Origin of the sequence: Chryseobacterium polytrichastri, assembly GCF_900142445.1 — a bacterium.
Lineage (GTDB): Bacteria > Bacteroidota > Bacteroidia > Flavobacteriales > Weeksellaceae > Chryseobacterium > Chryseobacterium polytrichastri.
In genome coordinates this window covers 1-19,538 of sequence record NZ_FRAV01000042.1, presented here as the reverse complement: position 1 = coordinate 19,538, position 19,538 = coordinate 1, and the positions used below count along the sequence as shown (strand labels likewise).

16 protein-coding genes are annotated in these 19,538 nt (G+C 33.2%); 9 read left to right on the top strand and 7 right to left on the bottom strand.

Annotation, left to right across the window (positions count from 1 at the left end; all coding sequences use genetic code 11):
* Positions 1–17 precede the first annotated feature (17 nt).
* The gene (locus BUB80_RS19745; RefSeq protein ID WP_073296752.1) at positions 18–2,381 is read left to right on the top strand and encodes a choice-of-anchor L domain-containing protein; all 2,364 of its coding nucleotides are present in this window, start codon (positions 18–20) and stop codon (positions 2,379–2,381) included.
* Positions 2,382–2,450: 69 nt separating this feature from the next.
* Here the strand turns inward: BUB80_RS19745 and rsmA are convergent, their stop codons facing one another.
* Entirely contained in the window at positions 2,451–3,221 is a 771-nt protein-coding gene (rsmA, locus tag BUB80_RS19740; RefSeq protein ID WP_073296750.1) for a 16S rRNA (adenine(1518)-N(6)/adenine(1519)-N(6))-dimethyltransferase RsmA, read from the bottom strand.
* A 91-nt stretch (positions 3,222–3,312) separates the two neighbouring features.
* Here rsmA and BUB80_RS19735 point away from each other — a divergent pair, with 91 nt between their 5' ends.
* The 5 genes from BUB80_RS19735 (at position 3,313) to rluF (ending at position 6,893) form a co-directional block, all read left to right on the top strand.
* Positions 3,313–4,212, top strand: coding sequence for a cell division protein FtsX (locus BUB80_RS19735; protein WP_073296748.1), 900 nt, complete (start codon positions 3,313–3,315; stop codon positions 4,210–4,212).
* A 2-nt stretch (positions 4,213–4,214) separates the two neighbouring features.
* Positions 4,215–4,511, top strand: a complete 297-nt coding sequence (locus BUB80_RS19730) for a DUF3098 domain-containing protein (protein ID WP_073296746.1) — start codon at positions 4,215–4,217, stop codon at positions 4,509–4,511.
* Between the two features lie 89 nt (positions 4,512–4,600).
* On the top strand, positions 4,601–5,419 hold the full coding sequence (locus BUB80_RS19725) for an undecaprenyl-diphosphate phosphatase (RefSeq protein WP_073296744.1): 819 nt from the start codon (positions 4,601–4,603) through the stop codon (positions 5,417–5,419).
* A gap of 38 nt (positions 5,420–5,457) precedes the next feature.
* Positions 5,458–6,156: a tRNA pseudouridine(55) synthase TruB gene (truB, locus tag BUB80_RS19720; RefSeq protein ID WP_073296742.1), complete on the top strand. Its 699-nt coding sequence runs from the start codon at positions 5,458–5,460 to the stop codon at positions 6,154–6,156.
* Between the two features lie 11 nt (positions 6,157–6,167).
* Complete coding sequence (gene rluF, locus BUB80_RS19715; protein ID WP_073296741.1) at positions 6,168–6,893, top strand: 23S rRNA pseudouridine(2604) synthase RluF; 726 nt, start codon at positions 6,168–6,170, stop codon at positions 6,891–6,893.
* A 141-nt stretch (positions 6,894–7,034) separates the two neighbouring features.
* Here the strand turns inward: rluF and BUB80_RS19710 are convergent, their stop codons facing one another.
* Together BUB80_RS19710 and BUB80_RS19705 are read right to left on the bottom strand one after the other, a co-directional pair.
* A complete protein-coding gene (locus tag BUB80_RS19710; protein ID WP_139262810.1) occupies positions 7,035–8,336 on the bottom strand; it encodes a helix-hairpin-helix domain-containing protein in 1,302 nt (433 codons plus the stop codon).
* Between the two features lie 134 nt (positions 8,337–8,470).
* On the bottom strand, positions 8,471–8,812 hold the full coding sequence (locus BUB80_RS19705) for a MerR family transcriptional regulator (RefSeq protein ID WP_066750800.1): 342 nt from the start codon (positions 8,810–8,812) through the stop codon (positions 8,471–8,473).
* Between the two features lie 150 nt (positions 8,813–8,962).
* On the opposite strand from BUB80_RS19705, the gene BUB80_RS19700 reads away from it, so the two are divergent.
* The gene (locus tag BUB80_RS19700) at positions 8,963–9,844 is read left to right on the top strand and encodes a helix-turn-helix domain-containing protein (RefSeq protein WP_073296739.1); all 882 of its coding nucleotides are present in this window, start codon (positions 8,963–8,965) and stop codon (positions 9,842–9,844) included.
* Positions 9,845–10,318: 474 nt separating this feature from the next.
* Here the strand turns inward: BUB80_RS19700 and ccoG are convergent, their stop codons facing one another.
* Positions 10,319–11,761, bottom strand: coding sequence for a cytochrome c oxidase accessory protein CcoG (gene ccoG / locus BUB80_RS19695; protein WP_073296737.1), 1,443 nt, complete (start codon positions 11,759–11,761; stop codon positions 10,319–10,321).
* A gap of 258 nt (positions 11,762–12,019) precedes the next feature.
* Here ccoG and BUB80_RS19690 point away from each other — a divergent pair, with 258 nt between their 5' ends.
* A complete protein-coding gene (locus BUB80_RS19690; RefSeq protein WP_073296735.1) occupies positions 12,020–12,913 on the top strand; it encodes an SMP-30/gluconolactonase/LRE family protein in 894 nt (297 codons plus the stop codon).
* Positions 12,914–13,034: 121 nt separating this feature from the next.
* Here BUB80_RS19690 and BUB80_RS19685 read toward each other — a convergent pair whose 3' ends face one another.
* Positions 13,035–14,342, bottom strand: a complete 1,308-nt coding sequence (locus BUB80_RS19685; RefSeq protein ID WP_073296733.1) for a DEAD/DEAH box helicase — start codon at positions 14,340–14,342, stop codon at positions 13,035–13,037.
* 40 nt (positions 14,343–14,382) lie between these two features.
* Positions 14,383–15,651 carry a carcinine hydrolase/isopenicillin-N N-acyltransferase family protein gene (locus tag BUB80_RS19680; RefSeq protein WP_139262807.1) on the bottom strand — a complete coding sequence of 423 codons (1,269 nt, stop codon included), beginning with the start codon at positions 15,649–15,651 and terminating at the stop codon, positions 14,383–14,385.
* A gap of 309 nt (positions 15,652–15,960) precedes the next feature.
* Between BUB80_RS19680 and rpsA the strand changes: the two genes are divergently transcribed.
* Complete coding sequence (gene rpsA, locus BUB80_RS19675) at positions 15,961–17,763, top strand: 30S ribosomal protein S1 (RefSeq protein ID WP_054510055.1); 1,803 nt, start codon at positions 15,961–15,963, stop codon at positions 17,761–17,763.
* 116 nt (positions 17,764–17,879) lie between these two features.
* On the opposite strand, the gene BUB80_RS19670 is transcribed toward rpsA, so the two are convergent.
* Positions 17,880–18,350 carry a VanZ family protein gene (locus BUB80_RS19670; protein WP_073296729.1) on the bottom strand — a complete coding sequence of 157 codons (471 nt, stop codon included), beginning with the start codon at positions 18,348–18,350 and terminating at the stop codon, positions 17,880–17,882.
* Positions 18,351–19,538: the final 1,188 nt, after the last annotated feature.

Genomic DNA, 19,538 nt, shown 5'->3' with positions numbered 1-19,538 from the left:
GTTGAAACAAAAATATTATGAAGAGATATCTACCCTTTTTTTTCTTATTCTTAATCATTTCAACATCTTTGTTCTCACAAACTATACCAACAAGAAAACCCCATATAAGAAAGCAGTCTGCTTTAACAGCAAAAGCAGGGACTCTTATTGATGTAAATGCTCCCGGATATAACGAATCCAGTTTTACGATGGAGCAATTAGTAAAGGATGTACTAATATCATCAGGAACCAATTCTTGTATAACACCTAGTGTTTCGAATGTTGTAGTAACCCCAAATTTACCAGCCAGTAATACTGAAAGAGCCTGGGGGTATTTTCATAAAGCTAACAGCAACTTTCCTTTTAAAGATGGAATTATGTTGATTACAGGAAAAGCTCGCCGTGCGGGAAATACTCCGGACTCTGGACTTAGTGACCCATTAGGAACAGGTAGCGACCCAGACTTAGTGGCAGCTACTAGCCCAAGTAAGCCATTGTATGATGCTGTAATATTGGAATTTGATTTCGTTCCTACATCATCTCAGGTAAAATTTAATTATTTAATGGCTTCTGAAGAATATACAGGTACTTTTCCTTGTGGATATGCAGATTCTTTTGCTTTATTAATTAGACCATCTACAGGTGGTCCTTATACTAATATGGCTGTATTACCTAATGCTGGAGGCCCTGTAAGTGTTACTAATATTCACCCAGCAAATGATAATAGTGGATTTCCTTTATATTGTGGAGCTGTAAACGCACAATATTTTGCGGGGTATAATCCTCCAATTATTGATACAAATCTTAATGGGAGAACAATACCTCTTACGGCTACGGCAACAGTAGTTGCAGGACAGCAATATCATTTTAAAATGGTAATTGCTGATGCTGGAGATCCTGGTTATGACTCAGCAGTGTTTTTAGAAGGTGGCTCTTTTAATATTGGGGTAGATTTATTAGATCCTTCGGGAGCTACTTTGCCTTCAGATATTAATGTCTGTGATAATGTACCTCAGGTGATCACAGCATCTGTGAGTGATCCTAATTTATTATATCAATGGTTTTTTAACGGAGTACCCGTTAATGGAGCTATAACAAATACAATTACAGCGACCCAACCCGGAACTTATACAATTGAAGTAAAGGTTCCTGGAAATCCATGTCCGGGTAAAGCAACGATTCAAATTCATGGAGGGACAACTCCGGTGGCTCAGGATGCTACTTTATTACTTTGTAGTACTCCGGATATTACAACTTTTGATCTATCCAATGCAATTCCATCAATCAGTACAACACCTGGTGCAGTATTTCATTTTTATGTAAATCAGGCAGATGCGATAGCTCAAAACAATAGTTATATTACAACACCATTAAACTATAATGGAAGTGATGGACAAATCTTATATGTAGTGGTTTCTAATGGAGGATTCTGTAGTAAATTAATTAAATTAAAATTATTAAAGGAGACTACTCCTAAAGCAACTGTAACATCTTCCAGAATCAAGATATGTCCTGGAGAATCAGTAAGTTTAACGGCCACAGGTGGAACTACTTACCTATGGAATAATTTCTTAGGTACTGGAGGTACTCAGACAGTTACTCTTTTTAATACGACAACATTCACGGTATATGCTATCGGAGCAAAAGGATGTAAATCATTACAGCCAGCCACAATAATTGTAGAAGTGGTCCCAGAGATTGTTCCTCCATTAAAAGATGTTGAAATGTGTATTGGGGATAGAGTGATCTTAGATGCAGGGGCAGGTCCTGGTTATAAATACCTATGGAGTACAGGAGCTACTACCCAAACGATTACAGTAGATCAATGGGGGATTTATACGGTGGAAATAGATAATGGATACTGTAAGAGACCCTTTTCTGTGAAAGTAATGGGAGCAGCCTCACCTTTCGTTTCTAATCTTAATTATGGAAATGGCACGCTGACTATTACTGCTGAAAACCCACCAATTAATAATATTCAAGGTGTTTTAGAATATTCTATTGATGGAGGGATATTGTGGCAGCAATCTAATATCTTTACAGGATTACAAAATAATACAACCTATCACATTCAGGTAAGGGTAGTAGGAACACATTGTGTGGGAGCACTTGAGTTCTTTACCCTAAATATTTCAAATATCATTACACCTAACCAAGACGGAATTAATGATGTTCTGGATCTTAAGGCACTGGGAGATTTTAAAAACTTCACGGGTTCTATTTATGACAGATACGGAGTAGAGATGTTCAGATTCTCAAAACAACAACCTATCTGGGACGGAACAGTAGGTGGTAAAAGATTACCAACAGCTACGTATTGGTATAAGTTCAATTTTGAATACCCTAAATCAAAAGCTCAGATGAATTGGTCTGGCTGGATCTTATTAAAGAACAGAGAATAATAAATAGATAATGCAAATATCAAAAAAGCCTTTCAAAATTAATTGAAAGGCTTTTTTATTTCTAAAGTTTTATCGGTTTTCTTTCCAAAGTTTAGTGAAGTTGATAAAATCACTTACACTTAATTCCTCAGCTCTTTTATCCATAAACTCATGGGTCTTTAATTCTTCAGGGATTTCTAATACTTTTAAAGAATTGGATAGTTTTTTTCTTCTTTGATTAAAACCCGCTTTTACAATTTGTTTGAAAAGAACTTCATTTCCTGCCAGCCCTTCTTTTGGGTTTCGGGTTAATTTTATAACTCCGGATTTTACCTTAGGAGGCGGATTGAATACGTTTTCGTGTACCGTAAACAGATAAGTGACATCATAGTATGCCTGAACCAAAACAGATAAAATTCCGTACTCTTTCGTTCTCGGTACAGATGCTGTTCTTTCTGCCACTTCTTTTTGGAACATTCCCACCATTTCCGGAATCAATTCATAGTGATCGATGATCTTAAATAATATCTGCGAAGAAATATTATAAGGAAAGTTTCCAATAATAGCAATTTGATCGTTATTAATAAAATTGAAATCCTGTTTCAGGAAATCTCCTACAAAGATCTCTTCTGTGATCTTAGGATAGGTGTTTTTCAGGTACTCTATAGATTCGGTATCTATTTCTGCAAGATAAAGATTTTGCTCTTTTTCGAGAAGATATTTGGTAAGAACTCCCGTTCCGGGGCCTATTTCCATAATATTATTATAGTTCTCAAAACTAAGACCTTCTACGATTTTTCTTGCGATATTTTCATCTGTCAAAAAGTGTTGACCAAGATGCTTTTTTGCTTTTACACTCAAGTTTTTTTATGATTTTATTAACAATGATTTTCTCTATTTCGTCCCAAATTTCGGAAGTTTTTTTCTAATTTAGCCAAAAATTTTAATATTAATGGCTAAATCTGTAGATGAATTTAATAAAAAGAGACTTCGATCCAGCAATATTACAGTCGTAATAAGTATTGCCTTAGTGTTATTTTTGTTAGGATTAATGGGACTTATTTTGATCAACGCCCAGAAATATTCTGACTATATCAAGGAGCAATTGGTTGTCAATGCTTACTTTGATGAAAATTATGATGCTAAAGATTCTGTAAAAATTGCTAAACTTGAAGAAGAAACTTTAAAAAAGGTACAGACTTTAGCACCTGTAAAAAAAGCTACTTACATTTCGAGAGCGGCAGCGGCAATAGAGGCGAAAAAAAGTATGGGAATTGATAGTGATGCCCTTTTTGAGGAAAATATTTTCCCTTCTTCTATAGAAATTGCTTTAAAACCGGAGTATGTAGATCCTGCAAAAATTGATGCAGCGATAAAGATCATTAAATCTGTTCCTGGAATTGTAGATGTGAAAAACGACAGTACCTTAATGGTAGATGTTTACAATAACCTAAGTCGAATTTTAAAATGGATTTTTGGTTTCTCTCTCTTATTTTTGGTTCTAGCGGTAGTTTTAATTAATAACTCTATCCGTCTAAAAATATTTTCAAAAAGATTTATTATCAAAACCATGCAGTTGGTAGGGGCAAAAAGAAGATTTATCTTGAAACCTTTTATTATTGAAGCTATTATTTTAGGAGCTATTGGTTCTTTCATAGGACTTGCTGCTTTATGTGGTGTTTGGTATTATTTCACGAGCCAGATCGGGTCATCATTCGTACAGGATAATCAGCAGTATTTTTGGTTGATTGTACTCGTATTGGGAGTTGGAGTTTTAATTACGGTTCTAAGTACAATCATCGCAACGTGGAGATTCTTGAAATCTAATGTTGACGATTTATATTATTCTTAAAAATGAGCAAACAAACAAATAAATTTTCTGCTGCCAGTTTCGGTAAAGAAACTGAAACATCACAGGAAAACACGTTCTATTTCGGTAAAGAAAACTTTAAATGGATGCTTATTGGCCTAGCATTTATTGTTGTCGGATTTTTATTAATGATGGGACATGACGCTAATACTGTTGACGGAAAATTTGATCCTAATTCTTGGAATGAAGATATATTTTCTATCAGAAGAATAAGAATTGCACCTCTATTCGTTGTAATAGGGTTTGTGATTGAAGGGTACGCGATTTTAAAAAGAAAATAATTAATTTTTATTTTAAAGATTAAGAAATTGCGAGATTTAGAATATTCTAGATTTCAATATCTCTTAATCTTTAAATTTTTATATATACTATGGATTTAATCAAAGCAATCATTATTGCCATTATTGAAGGGCTGACAGAATATTTGCCAATCTCTTCTACCGCGCACATGGGTTTTGCAGCCAATTTAATGGGGATGCAAGAAGACGAATTTTTAAAGATGTTTCAGGTTTCCATTCAGTTTGGAGCCATCTTGTCTGTGGTAGTTGCCTATTGGAAAAAATTCTTTGATTTTAATAACATCAAGTTTTATTTTAAATTGGCTTACGCAGTTATTCCTGCATTGGCTTTAGGATATTTGTTCGATGATAAAATTGAGGCTATTCTTGGCAATCAGATTGCAATTTCATCTGTTTTGGTTCTTGGAGGGGTCGTTTTATTATTTGCAGATAAATGGTTTAAAAATCCTACCATTGATGATGAAAAAGGAATTACCGTAAAAAAAGCAGTAACAATTGGTTTCTGGCAATGTCTTGCAATGATGCCTGGAACAAGTAGAAGTGCAGCTTCCATTATTGGAGGGATGACTCAGGGATTAACGAGAAAAGCTGCGGCAGAATTTTCATTCTTCTTGGCGGTTCCTACCATGCTGGCTGTTACCGTATATTCTATTTTTGTTAAAACTTGGGGTAAAGAAACACCTAATCCTCAAAAAGGATATGAGATGATTATGGCATCAAATGATCATATTATGATCTTTGTGATTGGAAATGTTGTAGCATTTATTGTGGCATTAATTGCTATTAAAGCTTTTATTGGAGTATTAAATAAATATGGTTTCAAACCTTGGGGATGGTATCGTATTTTTGTTGGATTGGCTTTGTTGATCTATTTCTATTTCTTTAAATAAAGCATTATTAATTACCTATTACACATTACTTATCATTCATGACAGCTGAAGAACTGCAATCAGGATATACTTTTTTATTAGACAAACCTCTGGATTGGACTTCTTTTCAGGCAGTCAATAAAATGAAATACAAACTCAAAAAAGAGTTTAATCTTCCTAAAAAATTTAAAATTGGTCACGCCGGAACATTAGATCCCAGAGCAACAGGACTTCTTATTGTTTGTTGTGGAAAATTCACCAAGAAGATTCCTGAAATACAGGATGCTCCGAAAGAATACTGGACCGAGATTAAAATTGGTGTACAAACAGAATCTTACGATACTGAAAAACCAGAGATCCTTCCACAAGATTATTCACATATTTCAGAAGAGCAGATTAATGAGGCTGTAATGAAATTTTTAGGAGAAATAGATCAGACACCTCCTGTTTTTTCAGCAATAAAAATTGATGGAAAAAGAGCCTATAATTTGGCAAGAGCAGGGGAGGAAGTTGAGATGAAATCTAGAAAAACAACGATTCTCTATATTGAAGATATTAAAATAGATTTACCTTTGGTAAGCTTTACCGTAGGATGTTCTAAAGGAACTTATATCCGAAGTCTTGCTCATGATATCGGACAGGAACTGGGAGTAGGTGCGTATTTAACACAACTAAGACGTACGAAAATCGGCGACTATAAAATTGAGGATGCAACGACCCAGTTTTTAGAAAATGACTTTAGATTTGATAACAATTAAAAACCAAACTTATGCAGGAGAAAACACGAATTAATAAATATTTATCGGAAGTTGGATATTGCTCAAGAAGAGCGGCAGATAAATTGTTAGAAGAAGGCAGAATAAAAATCAACGGAAAAGTTCCTGAATTAGGAACAAAAGTTTCTGATGAAGACGTTGTAGAAGTTGATGGAAAAGCAATAAGAGAATCTGAGGATAAGCCTATTTATATTGCTTTCAATAAACCGGTAGGCATTGTTTGTACAACAGACACAAAACGTGAATTAGATAATATTATAGAGTTTATCAACCATCCTAAAAGAATATTTCCGATTGGAAGATTAGATAAACCGAGTGAAGGACTTATTCTCTTAACGAATGATGGAGATATTGTAAATAAAATTCTAAGAGCAAGGAATAATCACGAAAAAGAATATTTGGTACGAGTAGATAAACCGACCAATCCAAAGTTCTTAGACAAAATGCGAAATGGAGTTCCAATTTTGGATACAGTCACAAAAAAATGTGAGGTTGAAAAAATCGATGATATGACTTTCAGAATCGTTCTTACCCAAGGATTAAACAGACAAATCCGTAGAATGTGTGAATACCTAGGTTATGAAGTAAAGAAGCTTAAAAGAATCCGTATCATGAATATTAAATTGGATCTTCCCGTTGGAAAATGGAGAGATTTAACGGAAGAAGAACTTTCTACATTGAATTTACTTCTTGAAGATTCTAGCAAAACAATTAATTAGCAATAAGCTAACAGTTAAATAAAAAGATATACTCAGCATGACATTGTGAATAATATAATGTTTTTTTACAGTATATGGTAGCAATGTCATGCAGAGCAAAGTCAAAACATCTAAGAATTAAAAATGGTTCATTAGACGAAATTATTTCAAATACAGTTTCATTCTCGCTTCATATTCTGGTTTAAGTTTCAGAAATTTCCATATTTTTTTATCATCAGGATTACTGATGCGATAAAAAATGATTTTATCTGCAGAATATTTAAAATAGGGATGATCCTTTAACCATCCTTCCGGAGCATCAACTAAAGTGTACCTTGGAACGTTTGATGTATTTATAGGACATGTAGAAATTAACTTGCCAACCAATTCTTTATCGATATTATAAGTGGACAGAATCTGTTCTTTATTCATGAAACCTCCTAGTTTTTTTCTAAATCCTATGATAGATCCCGCAGCTTTTTCATCCAAGCCAAACTCTAAAAGCTTTTTGAAAGTAATTGAATTCAGATCTATTTTTGAAAAGTCTGTTTCCTGTTGTTTAATCTCAACTTTCTTTCCTTCAGTTTTGGCAAAATTTGATGGATCAAATTTAATATAAGGTTTTAATTCTTCAAACTTTTCTGCTGAAATCACAAAACATTTTTGAAGGTCTTCTAAGTTTTTAAAGCTTCCCTTTAAATTTCGATCACGATAATTAACGATAGTGTTTGCTTGTTTTTCTGAAAATCCGAAAGCTTTCCATCCATCAATAGTCAACATATTAGGGTCAAAAGAATGGTACTTGATTTTAGATTTTTCTACATTATAATTTTTAGTATAGCTCTTGTAATCTTCGGGAGTTTTTGAAGGCAAGATTAAATAAGGCTCTAATTTTTGATAGTTTTCTTCATTAATGATAAAACATTCTTTAAACTTTTCTTTACTGATAAAACTTCCTCCCAAATAACTTTTATATTTTACAATAGCTTCAGCCTGTCTTTCACTGAAGCCCATCTTTGCCCAATCATTTGTAGAATAATGATCCGGATTGAATTTCCCTGAAATAGTAATGCTCTTTTTCTCAAAACTTTTAAAATGATTAGATTTAGCATCTTTATTGGTTTCTGGAAGCATGATGTAGGATTCTAATTCTACAAATTTCTCAGGGGAAAAAGCGTAGCATTTTTTCAACTGCTCTTTTGATGTAAACTTTCCTCCAACAATCTTTTTATAATTTAAAATAGTGGCAATTTGTTTTTCGGTAAAACCTAGATTTTGCCATTGCTTTTCATCAAGGTCATTCGGTTCAAACTCTGATAGGTTTAAAGAAATGGTATTTTCAGAAATAAATTTCACTTCGGAAAAATCCTCTTTTTCCTTGCTTGTGTATTTTTGAAAAGCCAATAGAATAATTAGAAACATTCCCAAGAATGCCACTTTTTGATAGTAGTTTTTTCTCATCATCTAGTAAAATTAATGATAAAACTAAGTATCAGTCAATGAGTGAGTTAAAAACAACTTTGTTTGTGATGTAATTTGTTTATTACGCTTAAGAATTTAAACTTTAAAACTGATTTTCATGGAAGTTTTAAAGGGAGCTATTCCGGATTATCTGCCAAAGACTCTTTAAGCTTCAGTAATTCAGCTTTTACAAACTCTAATCGGTCAATAATGGTAACAGTTTCAGATATTTTAGAATTGGTTGTTAAGGCAATTCTGGCTCCATCTAGCGTGTAGCCCTTTTCTTTTACCAAATGGTAGATGATTTGTAGGTTTTTAATATCCTCAGGAGTGAAGTATCGGTTCCCTTTTTTATTTTTTTTAGGTTTGATAATAGGGAATTCCTGTTCCCAATAGCGTATTAATGAAGTGTTTACATCAAAAGCTTTTGCCACTTCTCCTATAGAATAATACAGTTTGTCTGATAAATTTATCTTCATTTTACAAATCCTAAAACTCAAAGATAAATATTTTTTAAAGCTTGTTACAAATAGAGTACATAAAATGTTGATTTTTGTAGGATAAATCATGTATAAAGTCACACAAGACCTTTGAATTTTTTCTTTATTTTTGAAGTTAAATAAAATAGGATGAATTCTATCTCAGTCTTACATATCGATCTTTTTCAGTCTGGGAAAAATGCGTCAGATTTTTATTTTAATACAATGAAAGATCATTTGGTTTCCAGCCATAAACATATTGAGAAACCACACCGTCATGATTTTTACGTTACCGTCATTTTTACGAAAGGAAAAGGAGTTCATGAAATAGATTTTCAGAAGTATGAAGTTTCTGAAGGCAGTATTTTTTTTTTATCGCCGGGGCAAGTTCACAGCTGGGAACTTTCGGAAGATACAGATGGTTATATTTTCTTCTGTTCGCAGGAATATTACGATATGCATTATGTCAACCGGAAATTACGAAGCTTTCCCTTTTTCAGTTCGCCCGCATTTCCCAGAAAGTTTCAGTTTGAATCGGAAGAATTGTTAAAAATAATCAATCTGTTTCAGCAAATAGAGGAGGAGCATCATTCTCAAAACATCATGAAAGATGATCTTATTCTTTCTCTTATGACTCAGATTTATATCAATACCACAAGACAGTTTTCTAAAGATTTGGATGCTATAAGTTCACTAACAAGCATTTCTTATTTTAAACATTACCAGGATTTTGAAAATTGGGTTGAACAATATTTTACGACTCAAAAATCTATTGCATATTATGCCTCTGTAATGGAAATCTCTCCAAAGCATTTAAATAGAATTATACAGACTGTTGTTCAAAAGACAGCAACAGAAGTGATTACTGATAGGGTCATTCTGGAAGCAAAAAGAATGCTGATGTACCTTGATGAGAGTTTGGTAGAAATAGCTTTTCGTTTGGGATATGAAGAATATTCTTATTTTGTGAGAGTCTTCCGTAAAGGCTCCGGAATGACTCCCACGCAATTTATTAAGAAATATAAGGCTTAAGTTTTTTTCTGGATCGTTTTTTTTCAACCATAGCTAAGAGCCTGTGATAAATTTTACTCAGGAATTATCATGTATTTGATTATCATATTTTTTTTGTTGGCAAGATTCAATAGGTCATGTTTGAAATTATTTTTTGATTAAAAAAGATTAACGCAAAGTTTATGAAAATTTTGCTTTATTTTAAGTGGGCAAAGTGATGCGACTTCGTCGCTGATGAAGCTGTATATTTATCCATTCGCTTCGACGAATCAACGAAGTTGATTCTATCCTTTGCTCCCTGAAAATATACATAATGAAGTTAAAGCTTTGCGTTAAAAAACATATCAGCAGTTATTAGATTAAACTTTTAATAACTAAAGTGTCAAAAAAATTCTCTTTTTGCAGTTAAAAGAAATAATTTTACACTCAAACACTCAAACACTCAAACACTCAAACACTCAAACACTCAAACACTCAAACACTCAAACACTCAAACTACAACGATAATTTAAAAGGACCTTCAAAATTAGTATCAAATGAGTCGAGCATTTTTCCGCTTTCATCAAATACACCAATGGTCATATTTTGTTTTGAAAATTTAATGTCTTGCTCAGGAAAAGTAATGTTAATATTTCCTTTTAAAATTTCATCCCCTTTTAAGATGATTTTATCGGAACCAAAGAATGTTATTTCAGCATTTTTAGGATTCATTACTTTTATGGTTAATGTTTTCTTCTCATTTGTTTTGTTGAGTAGAGTATAAATAAAAGTATTCGTTATTTTTCCGTTTTTAATAAAGAATGTAGATCCTGCAGGTTTAATGAATTTAGCTTCCATAGAACCTCGGTCGTACATCAAATATCCAAGAAAACCGATCAGTAAAATAAGAAATGCAGTGGTAACCTTCATTCTTGAGGTAAACTTGAACTTCTCCTGATTTTCAATCTCAGCTTCAGTCGCATAGCGAACTAATCCCTTTGGAAGTCCAACTTTCTCCATGATCTCATCACAAGCATCGATACAAGCCGTACAGTTAATACATTCTAATTGTTGTCCGTTTCTAATGTCAATTCCTGTAGGGCATACAACTACACATTGTTGGCAATCGATGCAATCTCCCTTGCCTTCAGCTTTTCTGTCTTCCCCGTTTCTCCATTTTGATCGGTTTTCACCTCTTTTAAAATCGTAATAAACATTTACGGTTTGTTTGTCAATAAGTACTCCCTGAAGTCTTCCATATGGGCAAACCAAAGTACAAACCTGTTCCCGAAGCCAGGCAAAAACAAAATAAAAGGTCATGGCAAAGCCTATCATTCCTATGAATTTTAACGAATGATCTACAGGACCTTCTTTCATTATTTTGAAAACTTCTTCATAGCCCACAATATACATAAACATGAAATGTGAAATAATTATTGAAATCAAGATAAAGATTGACCATTTTGTTACTCTCTTTCTTATTTTTTCAGCATCCCATTCCTGTCTGTCGAGTTTCATCTGTTTATTTCTGTCGCCCTCAATCCAATAATCAATTTTTCTGAAAACACTTTCCATAAAAATAGTTTGCGGACAAAGCCAGCCGCAGAATATTCTTCCGAAAACTACGGTAAAAAGCATGACGAATATGACCGAAGTAACCGCTCCTAATGCAAGAATAAAAAAGTCCTGAAGGTAAAATGGCTGTCCAAAAATGAAAAATCGCCTGTCTATAACATTGATTAATAAAAAAGGATTATTATTGATTTTTACAAAAGGTAATCCAAAGAATAAAGCTAATAGGAAGTAGCTCACATAATTTCTGTAATTGGTATATTTTCCTTTTGGCTTTCTTGGGAAAACCCATTTTCGGCTTCCGGTTTCATCCATTGTGCCTACCGAATTTCTAAAAGCTTCATTTTCAATGTCTGAAGTTTTAATATCGCCGGATTGTGTGCTCATCGCTTAGATTGTTTTAATTTGAAACGTCCTGTCAAACTTGATTTATTTCTCATTTTACGTATTGTGTAATAAAGGAAATATCTTTTGATTAGACTACTGCAAAGCTCTGAATTAAACCAATTAATTACTAATACCATCCACTTACAAAATAGTACAATTAGGACATTTTTTATTTATGTTTATTATGTCTCAAAATGATAAAATAAACTTTGAATCTTATCGTTGATATCGTAAATTGTAACCCATTAAAAATGGAGAATGAAAAATATCTTTAAAATAAGTTTGATTGGTTTGGTTTTCGCATTAGTGAATTGTAAATCAGTAAATTATAGTAAAATGTTCTATGAAGGCATAAAACCCGAAAAGGTTTCCGATAAATTTAGTTTTACGGAAGGTCCATCTTCGGATAAAGAGGGGAATGTATATTTTACAGACCAACCCAATGATAAGATTTATTATTGGGACTGGAAGACCAACCAGGTAATTGTTTTCTTAGATAAATCTGGCAGAGCCAACGGAACAGATTTCGATAAAGATGATAATTTAATCACTTGTTCAGATGACAATGGGGAAATTTGGAAGATATCAAAAGATAAAAAAGTACAAATTTTGTCAAAAGGTTTTGAAGGAAAAAGACTGAACGGGCCTAACGATGTTTGGAACGACGAATTTGGAGGAATGTACTTCACTGATCCTTTGTATAAAAGAGATTATTGGGTAAATTTCAAACAGGAAATCCCACACAAAAGTTTGTATTACAGAAATAAAGAAGGAAAGATTACTAAACTTGAAACATTCACACAACCCAACGGAATTGCAGGAAGCGAAAGGTATAAAAAACTATATGTTTCGGATATTGATGCTGGGAAAACATACGTCTATGATATTTTGGGCGAAGGAAAATTGTCTGAGAAAAGGTTGTTTTGTGAAATGGGTTCAGACGGAATGACGCTTGACAAACACGGAAATCTTTATTTAACAGGAAAAGGAGTGACTATTTTTAATCGTGAGGGAAAAAAGATCTATCAGATCCCGATTGATGAAGAGTGGACTTCCAATGTTACTTTCGGAGGAAAGAATAATGAGATCTTGTTTATTACGGCTTCAAAATCGGTATATACTTTGCCAACAAGAGTTAGAGGAACGAGATAATATTATTGAAAAAAAATTGTCATTGCGAGAAGCAGAACGACGAAGCAATCTCAACTTGAAATTAAGAATTTGCTTCACCTTCAGTTCGCAATGACAATTTTTTGTGTATTAATGAATCAGCTTAATAAGCTACTTCTATTTTAATTTTTTTACCCTTCAATTTTTCAGCAATCAATGTATCCAATAATGTTTTGACTTTATTTCTTGAAACGGCAACATAAGAAGTCGTGTCTTTTACTTCAATTAAGCCAATATCTTCTTTTCTAAGTTGTCCTTTTTTAATAAGGTATCCAACGATATCCACTTTATTAACTTTGTCTTTTTTTCCGGCACTGATGTAAATTGTTTGGAACGGTGTTTTTTCTGGAAACGTATTAAATCCAACAACACTTTCTTCGGGTGTATCATTTTTAATAAATGGAAAATTTTCTTCCGCAGTCATTATCAAATAAGCAAAACCTTTAGCGTTCATTCTCGCGGTACGACCGTTTCTGTGAATGAAAGCATCTTCTTTATATGGTAATTGATAATGAACAATTGATTCAACTTCCGGAACGTCTAAACCTCTTGAAGCTAAGTCGGTTGTAATTAAAATCCTTGCAGAATCGTTTCTGAATTTCAGCAACGCACGTTCTCTTTCATCCTGTTCCATTCCGCCGTGGAAAGTTTCTCTGTCTATTCCTTTATCAGCCAAAAGATCAGAAATACGGTCTACAGCTTCACGGTGATTACAGAAAATCAAGGTTCTTTTATTTCCTATTTTACAGATCAAATTAAATAAAGTATCTAATTTTTCCTCAGAAATCGTCATTACTTTTCGCAATTGAATATCTGGTTTTGCATCACCTAATTTTAAGAAATCAATGATCTTCTCATTTTTCAATCCTGTAAACTCTGGAATTTCATCCATTGCTGTTGCAGAAGTTAAAATTCTTTGGGAAAGACCTCTCAAAGAATTTGAAATGAATTCCATATCTTCATGAAAACCTAGTTCCAATGCTTTATCAAATTCATCCAACACCAAAGTCTTGATGGTTTTAGGATCAAAGTTGTTATTCCTTAAATGATAAGTAACTCTTCCTGGGGTTCCGATTAAAACAGCCGGAGCTTCAATTAAATTATTGACTTCAATTTTTTTATCATGACCTCCATAACATACCGAAACTTTAAAATCTGTTCCCATAGATTTGAAGACCTGCTCAATTTGCAATGCCAATTCTCTTGCCGGAACCAAAATCAAAGCCTGGATTCCAGAAACATCTTTTTTCAGATTTCGAAGAACGGGAAATAAAAAGGCAAGTGTTTTTCCTGAACCCGTTGGGGAAAGTAAAACAACATCAGTATTGTTTTCAGTAGTCTTGTATGTAGATTTCTGCATCTGATTCATATCCTGAATCTGCAGTTTTTGATATATTGATTCTAATTCCATTTTGCAAAGTTAAAATAAAGGAATGATTAAATAAAGCAATCTATTTATTTAGTCTGTTTATCATTTTATTTCCTCTTTGTAGGGTAACTGCATAAGTTTCATTTGGGGTGCAGATGGCTTTTTGATAGAATTCTTTTCCTACTTTTGTATTTCCTTGAACTAAATTAATAAATCCGGAAATTTCATATATGAAATTTTGAAGCTTAAGATCTTTAGTTTCTTTACTGGATAAATATTGTAAAAGCCTTTCAGTAGATGCTAATGCAGGATCTTTGTATTGCTTTATATTATATCCGTCAGGTTGGCTGAACCAATAATCCCACATCCTGCCATTGTTATGTTCATTCCAAGAATATTTAATAAGCTGTAATGCAACTTCCAGTAAAGCTGAATTTAATTTCTCATTCTTAGGCGATAGTTTTTCACTTTCTGAAATATAATGGTCAATAGTTGTATCTATACCTTTTTCTTTCATCTCTTGGAAAATTGATTCTTTAAGATATAGAACATGATTCTTTGAAAAACTTTCATAAGCAAAGGAAGCTGGAAAATGATCTGAAAGATTCTCTATTCTATATCCTTTTTTTAATTCAGATTTTAGATCAATTTTGTAAACGGTGTTGTAATCATGAAACAGATAGACATAGATAATTCCTTTTTTTAGATCGCAGATGGTAGAATATAAAGTATTTAATTCTCCTTCCTGATGTGTTTTATCTAAAATACTTTTTAGAAAATCTACAGTATTGGTTTTTGATGCAGAAAGCATTTCGTTGGCGATTTCAGGTCTTCGGCATGATAACTTTCCATTGATCATATTGCAGTTTGAATTCACTTGAAAGTCTCCGCTTTTTTCAATAATTCCTTTTGGATTAATGAGTATAGAGTTTCCTTCTTTATCAGCTAATAATACTTGGGATTGAGAAATATAGTCATACTTTTTTAATATAACCATCGCTTCTTTTACGGTTTTACATTTTCCTAATATTTCCCACATGATATCTGATTTATAAGGATTCGTCAGATTTAGTTTACTGAGATTATAGTTGGCTGCAGCATAATCAAAAAATAATCCGTGTTCATTCATAGCGGCGGCTACCTGCATGTCGGGCGCGCCAAAACAGACAGATCCGTACCGGTCTTTAGTACTTGGGTTGTACCATATTCTTGTGAAAGGAGTGGTGTCATCTTCATTGGCTGCAACAAATGTCTGTCCTTCTCTTGAGCAGGAAAAAATAGTACAGGCTTTTACCATATTACTAGAATAAAGTAAAATACACGTTAATAATAACAAAAAATGTTTTTGCATGGTATGTTGTTTATGCCTGATTTGATTAAAATTAAGTCCGGTAGTTAAAATCATTTTTTAAATAAAATGTTTATTTAGAAAGAGTTGGAGTAGTCACTAAATAAAATAAGGATATAATAATTTTATTGATTGTTAATTATTTAGACAAAAGATATCTATTGTTAATGTTAAAATATTTCGTATCTTTGCACCACTTTTTGTGGGTAAGGTTTGAAAAGGTAAATTATTATAAATTAATTACTTCCGTATTTTTTAAATCCACATTTATTCAAACCATTAAAAAAGAAGGAATACAAATTTTATTAGAAAATGTCAAAAGAGACAAATTCAGCAGAGGTTATTTTAAACCAAAACGTAGCACCAGAACAATTTGATTGGGATTCTTTCGAATCAGGTCTTGATGCAGACGCAAGAAAAGAAAAAAGCGATTTAGAGGAAATCTACAACGGATCTCTTAGCAGTTTAAATGATAACGACGTTATCACTGGTAAAGTTGTAAGATTAACTGATAAAGAAGCTATCGTTGACATCGACTTCAAATCAGAAGGTGTTATTTCTCTTAACGAATTCCGTTACAACCCAGGCCTAAAAGTAGGTGATGATGTTGAAGTAATGGTAGACAGAAGAGAAGACAAAACAGGACAGTTACAGTTATCTCACAGAAAAGCTAGAACGCTTAAAGCTTGGGATAGAGTAAACGAACTTCACGAAACTGGAGAAATCGTTAACGGTTTTGTTAAGTCTAGAACTAAAGGAGGTATGATCGTTGACGTTCACGGAATCGAAGCATTCTTACCAGGTTCTCAAATTGATGTTAAGCCAATTAAAGATTACGATCAGTTCGTAGGTAAAACTATGGAGTTCAAAGTTGTGAAAATCAACCCTGAGTTCAAAAACGTAGTTGTATCTCACAAAGCATTGATCGAAGCAGATATCGAAGGTCAGAAAAAAGAAATCATCGCTCAACTTGAAAAAGGTCAGGTTCTTGAAGGTACTGTTAAGAATATTACTTCTTACGGTGTATTCATTGACTTAGGAGGTGTTGATGGATTGATCCACATTACAGACCTTTCTTGGTCTAGAGTGAACCACCCATCTGAAATCTTAGAAGACGGACAAACTGTAAAAGTTGTTATCCTTGATTTTGATGACGAGAAAACAAGAATCCAATTAGGTATGAAGCAATTAGAAGCTCATCCTTGGGATGCTCTTTCTGCTGACATGAAAGTTGGAGATAAAGTAAAAGGAAAAGTAGTAGTTCTTGCTGACTATGGTGCATTCGTAGAAATTGCTCCAGGTGTAGAAGGATTAATCCACGTTTCTGAAATGTCTTGGTCTACTCACTTAAGATCTGCAGGTGATTTCGTGAAAGTAGGTGATGAAGTTGAAGCTGAAGTATTAACTTTAGATAGAGAAGACAGAAAAATCTCTCTTGGTATCAAGCAATTGTCTAAAGATCCATGGGAAAACATTGAAACTAAGTACCCAGTTGCATCTAAGCATGTAGGAACTGTAAGAAACTTCACTAACTTCGGAGTATTCGTTGAGTTAGAAGAAGGTATCGACGGTTTAATCTACATCTCTGATCTTTCTTGGACTAAGAAAATCAAGCACCCATCTGAGTTCTGTGCAGTTGGTGATAAATTAGATGTTGTAGTTCTAGAATTAGACATCCAAGCTAGAAGATTATCTCTAGGTCACAAGCAATTGACTGAGAACCCATGGGATAAATTCGAAACGAAGTATGCTGAGGGAACTATCCACGCTGGTAAAGCGGTAGACGTTCACGATAAAGGAGCTTCTGTACAATTCGAAGATGCTGAAGTTGAAGCATTCTGTCCTTCAAGATTATTAGAGAAAGAAGATGGATCTAAAATCAAAAAAGGTGAAGATGCTCAATTCAAAGTAATCGAATTCAACAAAGAATTCAAAAGAGTAGTAGTTTCTCACACAGGTATCTTCAGAGACGAAGAGAAGAAAAACGTAAGAGATAACTCTAGCAACAACAGATCTAACAATACATCGTCTTCTTCAAACAACGAAGAAAGATCAACTCTTGGTGATATCGATGCATTAGCAGAATTGAAAAGAAAAATGGAAGAAGGTAAATAATCCTTATTTCATTTCTAAATAATGAAGCCACTCGAAAGAGTGGCTTTTTTTATTGTATTTATTGTTGGAAGATCTTAATGAACAAATCTTCATTATAATCTATAGATAGAAGGAACTTAAGAAGCTTTTTGTAATTTATACTTTTCTTCTACAAGATCTAAATGTAATTTTATATTGCCAAGATTAATCCATTTTACATATTTAAATAGAACAAAACCAATAGCCATTCCCAATGTATTTAAAAGTACATCATCAATATCTGCAACACCACGACCTGAATAATATTGAGTGATTTCAATAGCTGTAATAGCAACAATGAAAAATAATGTTATTGGAAGAATGTGATTGAATTTTTTCAGGGTTAATCCTAGCCATCCAAATGGGCTGAATAGAAAAATATTTCCAATTATATTGATGATAAAATCTTTTGACGAAATATGATTTCCAGAAAAGAACAAATGAATGGTATGGAACGGTTTTATCTGTATATAGCCAATTTCTGAAGCTTCTCTTCCTGATCCATAAAACATCATATATAATAATAGAATAGTGTAGGTTGTAATGAATATTGCAAAATATTTTTTCATAAGCGTGTGTTTAGATTAGTAATAAAAAGATTGGCTTATTCATAAATGATTCGATCTTTATTATTTTCTAAGTGTAAAGTCGCTGCAAAAATCCTACCTCATAGTCTGGTATTTGGAAACTTTATATTTCTTTACTATTATTTAACACAAAATAGGGTTTGATAAATATTGAAAAATAACTCTCATTCTCTCCAGCTCTCAAACCTTCCTTTTCTCCAGTTTATTTTTTCAGGAGCTTCATCCAGCTCTCCGCTGTATCTTTTTTGTTACGGCCTCCGCTTCGCTCCGGCCGCAACAAAAAAGGATGTCGCTTCTATCTGGGCTAGGGTATATGTCGTACTTTTCAACAGTCCGCATCACCACAAAGTTTACCATCCTGTAAGGATCTCAACATCGAAATTCAAAAAAGCGTAGAGATTCTTCACTCTACTGAGTTTGCTCTCAACCTAACAGGTTTCAAAAACCTGTTAGGTTTTTTTTAGCACTTAGAAAAATTATATTTCAACATTTCATCCATCTACTAATACCTGTCTCAATCTTTGCAATATCCATGCACCCACAAACATCTGTGTAAATCTGTGTCATCTGTGGGAGACAAAAACAGTCCTTCCTTGAAACCTCACATCCAATCGCAATCCCCAACTCAAACCTCATAGGTTTCAAAAACCTATGAGGTTTTGAGATACCTTATATATAATAGGAACCCATTCCAAAAACATTTTAGGCAATACAAAGCCGTCTTATAACATATTCAAAACCACAATCGAAGAATGTGGATAACTACCATATGTTATATAAAGTAAATAATATCAATTATATATACTGTATACTTTTCCACAAAAACTTAATTATCTCCACTTTATAATAATAAAGTTTGGATTGGTAGGTAAAGTTGGAGTACTTTTGCCCCACTGAAAAACGAGAGTGATTCGGTAGCGCAGAAGACAGTAAGACAAGATCTACAAAACAAAAACGAATCAAAAAAAAATAACTTAAACTTTTTCTTAGAAAGAGTTGTGAAAGTTAAAAAGATTTGTATCTTTGCAGTCCGGTAAAACGGGAGCAGAGGAGTAGAATACGAAGGGTGTTGAAAATGAGATTAGGGTTACTTAAAAGACTTTAAATTAAGTTAGAAAACGCTTTGTTAATTAGAAATAAAGTTTTACTTTTGCACACGCAAATCTATAC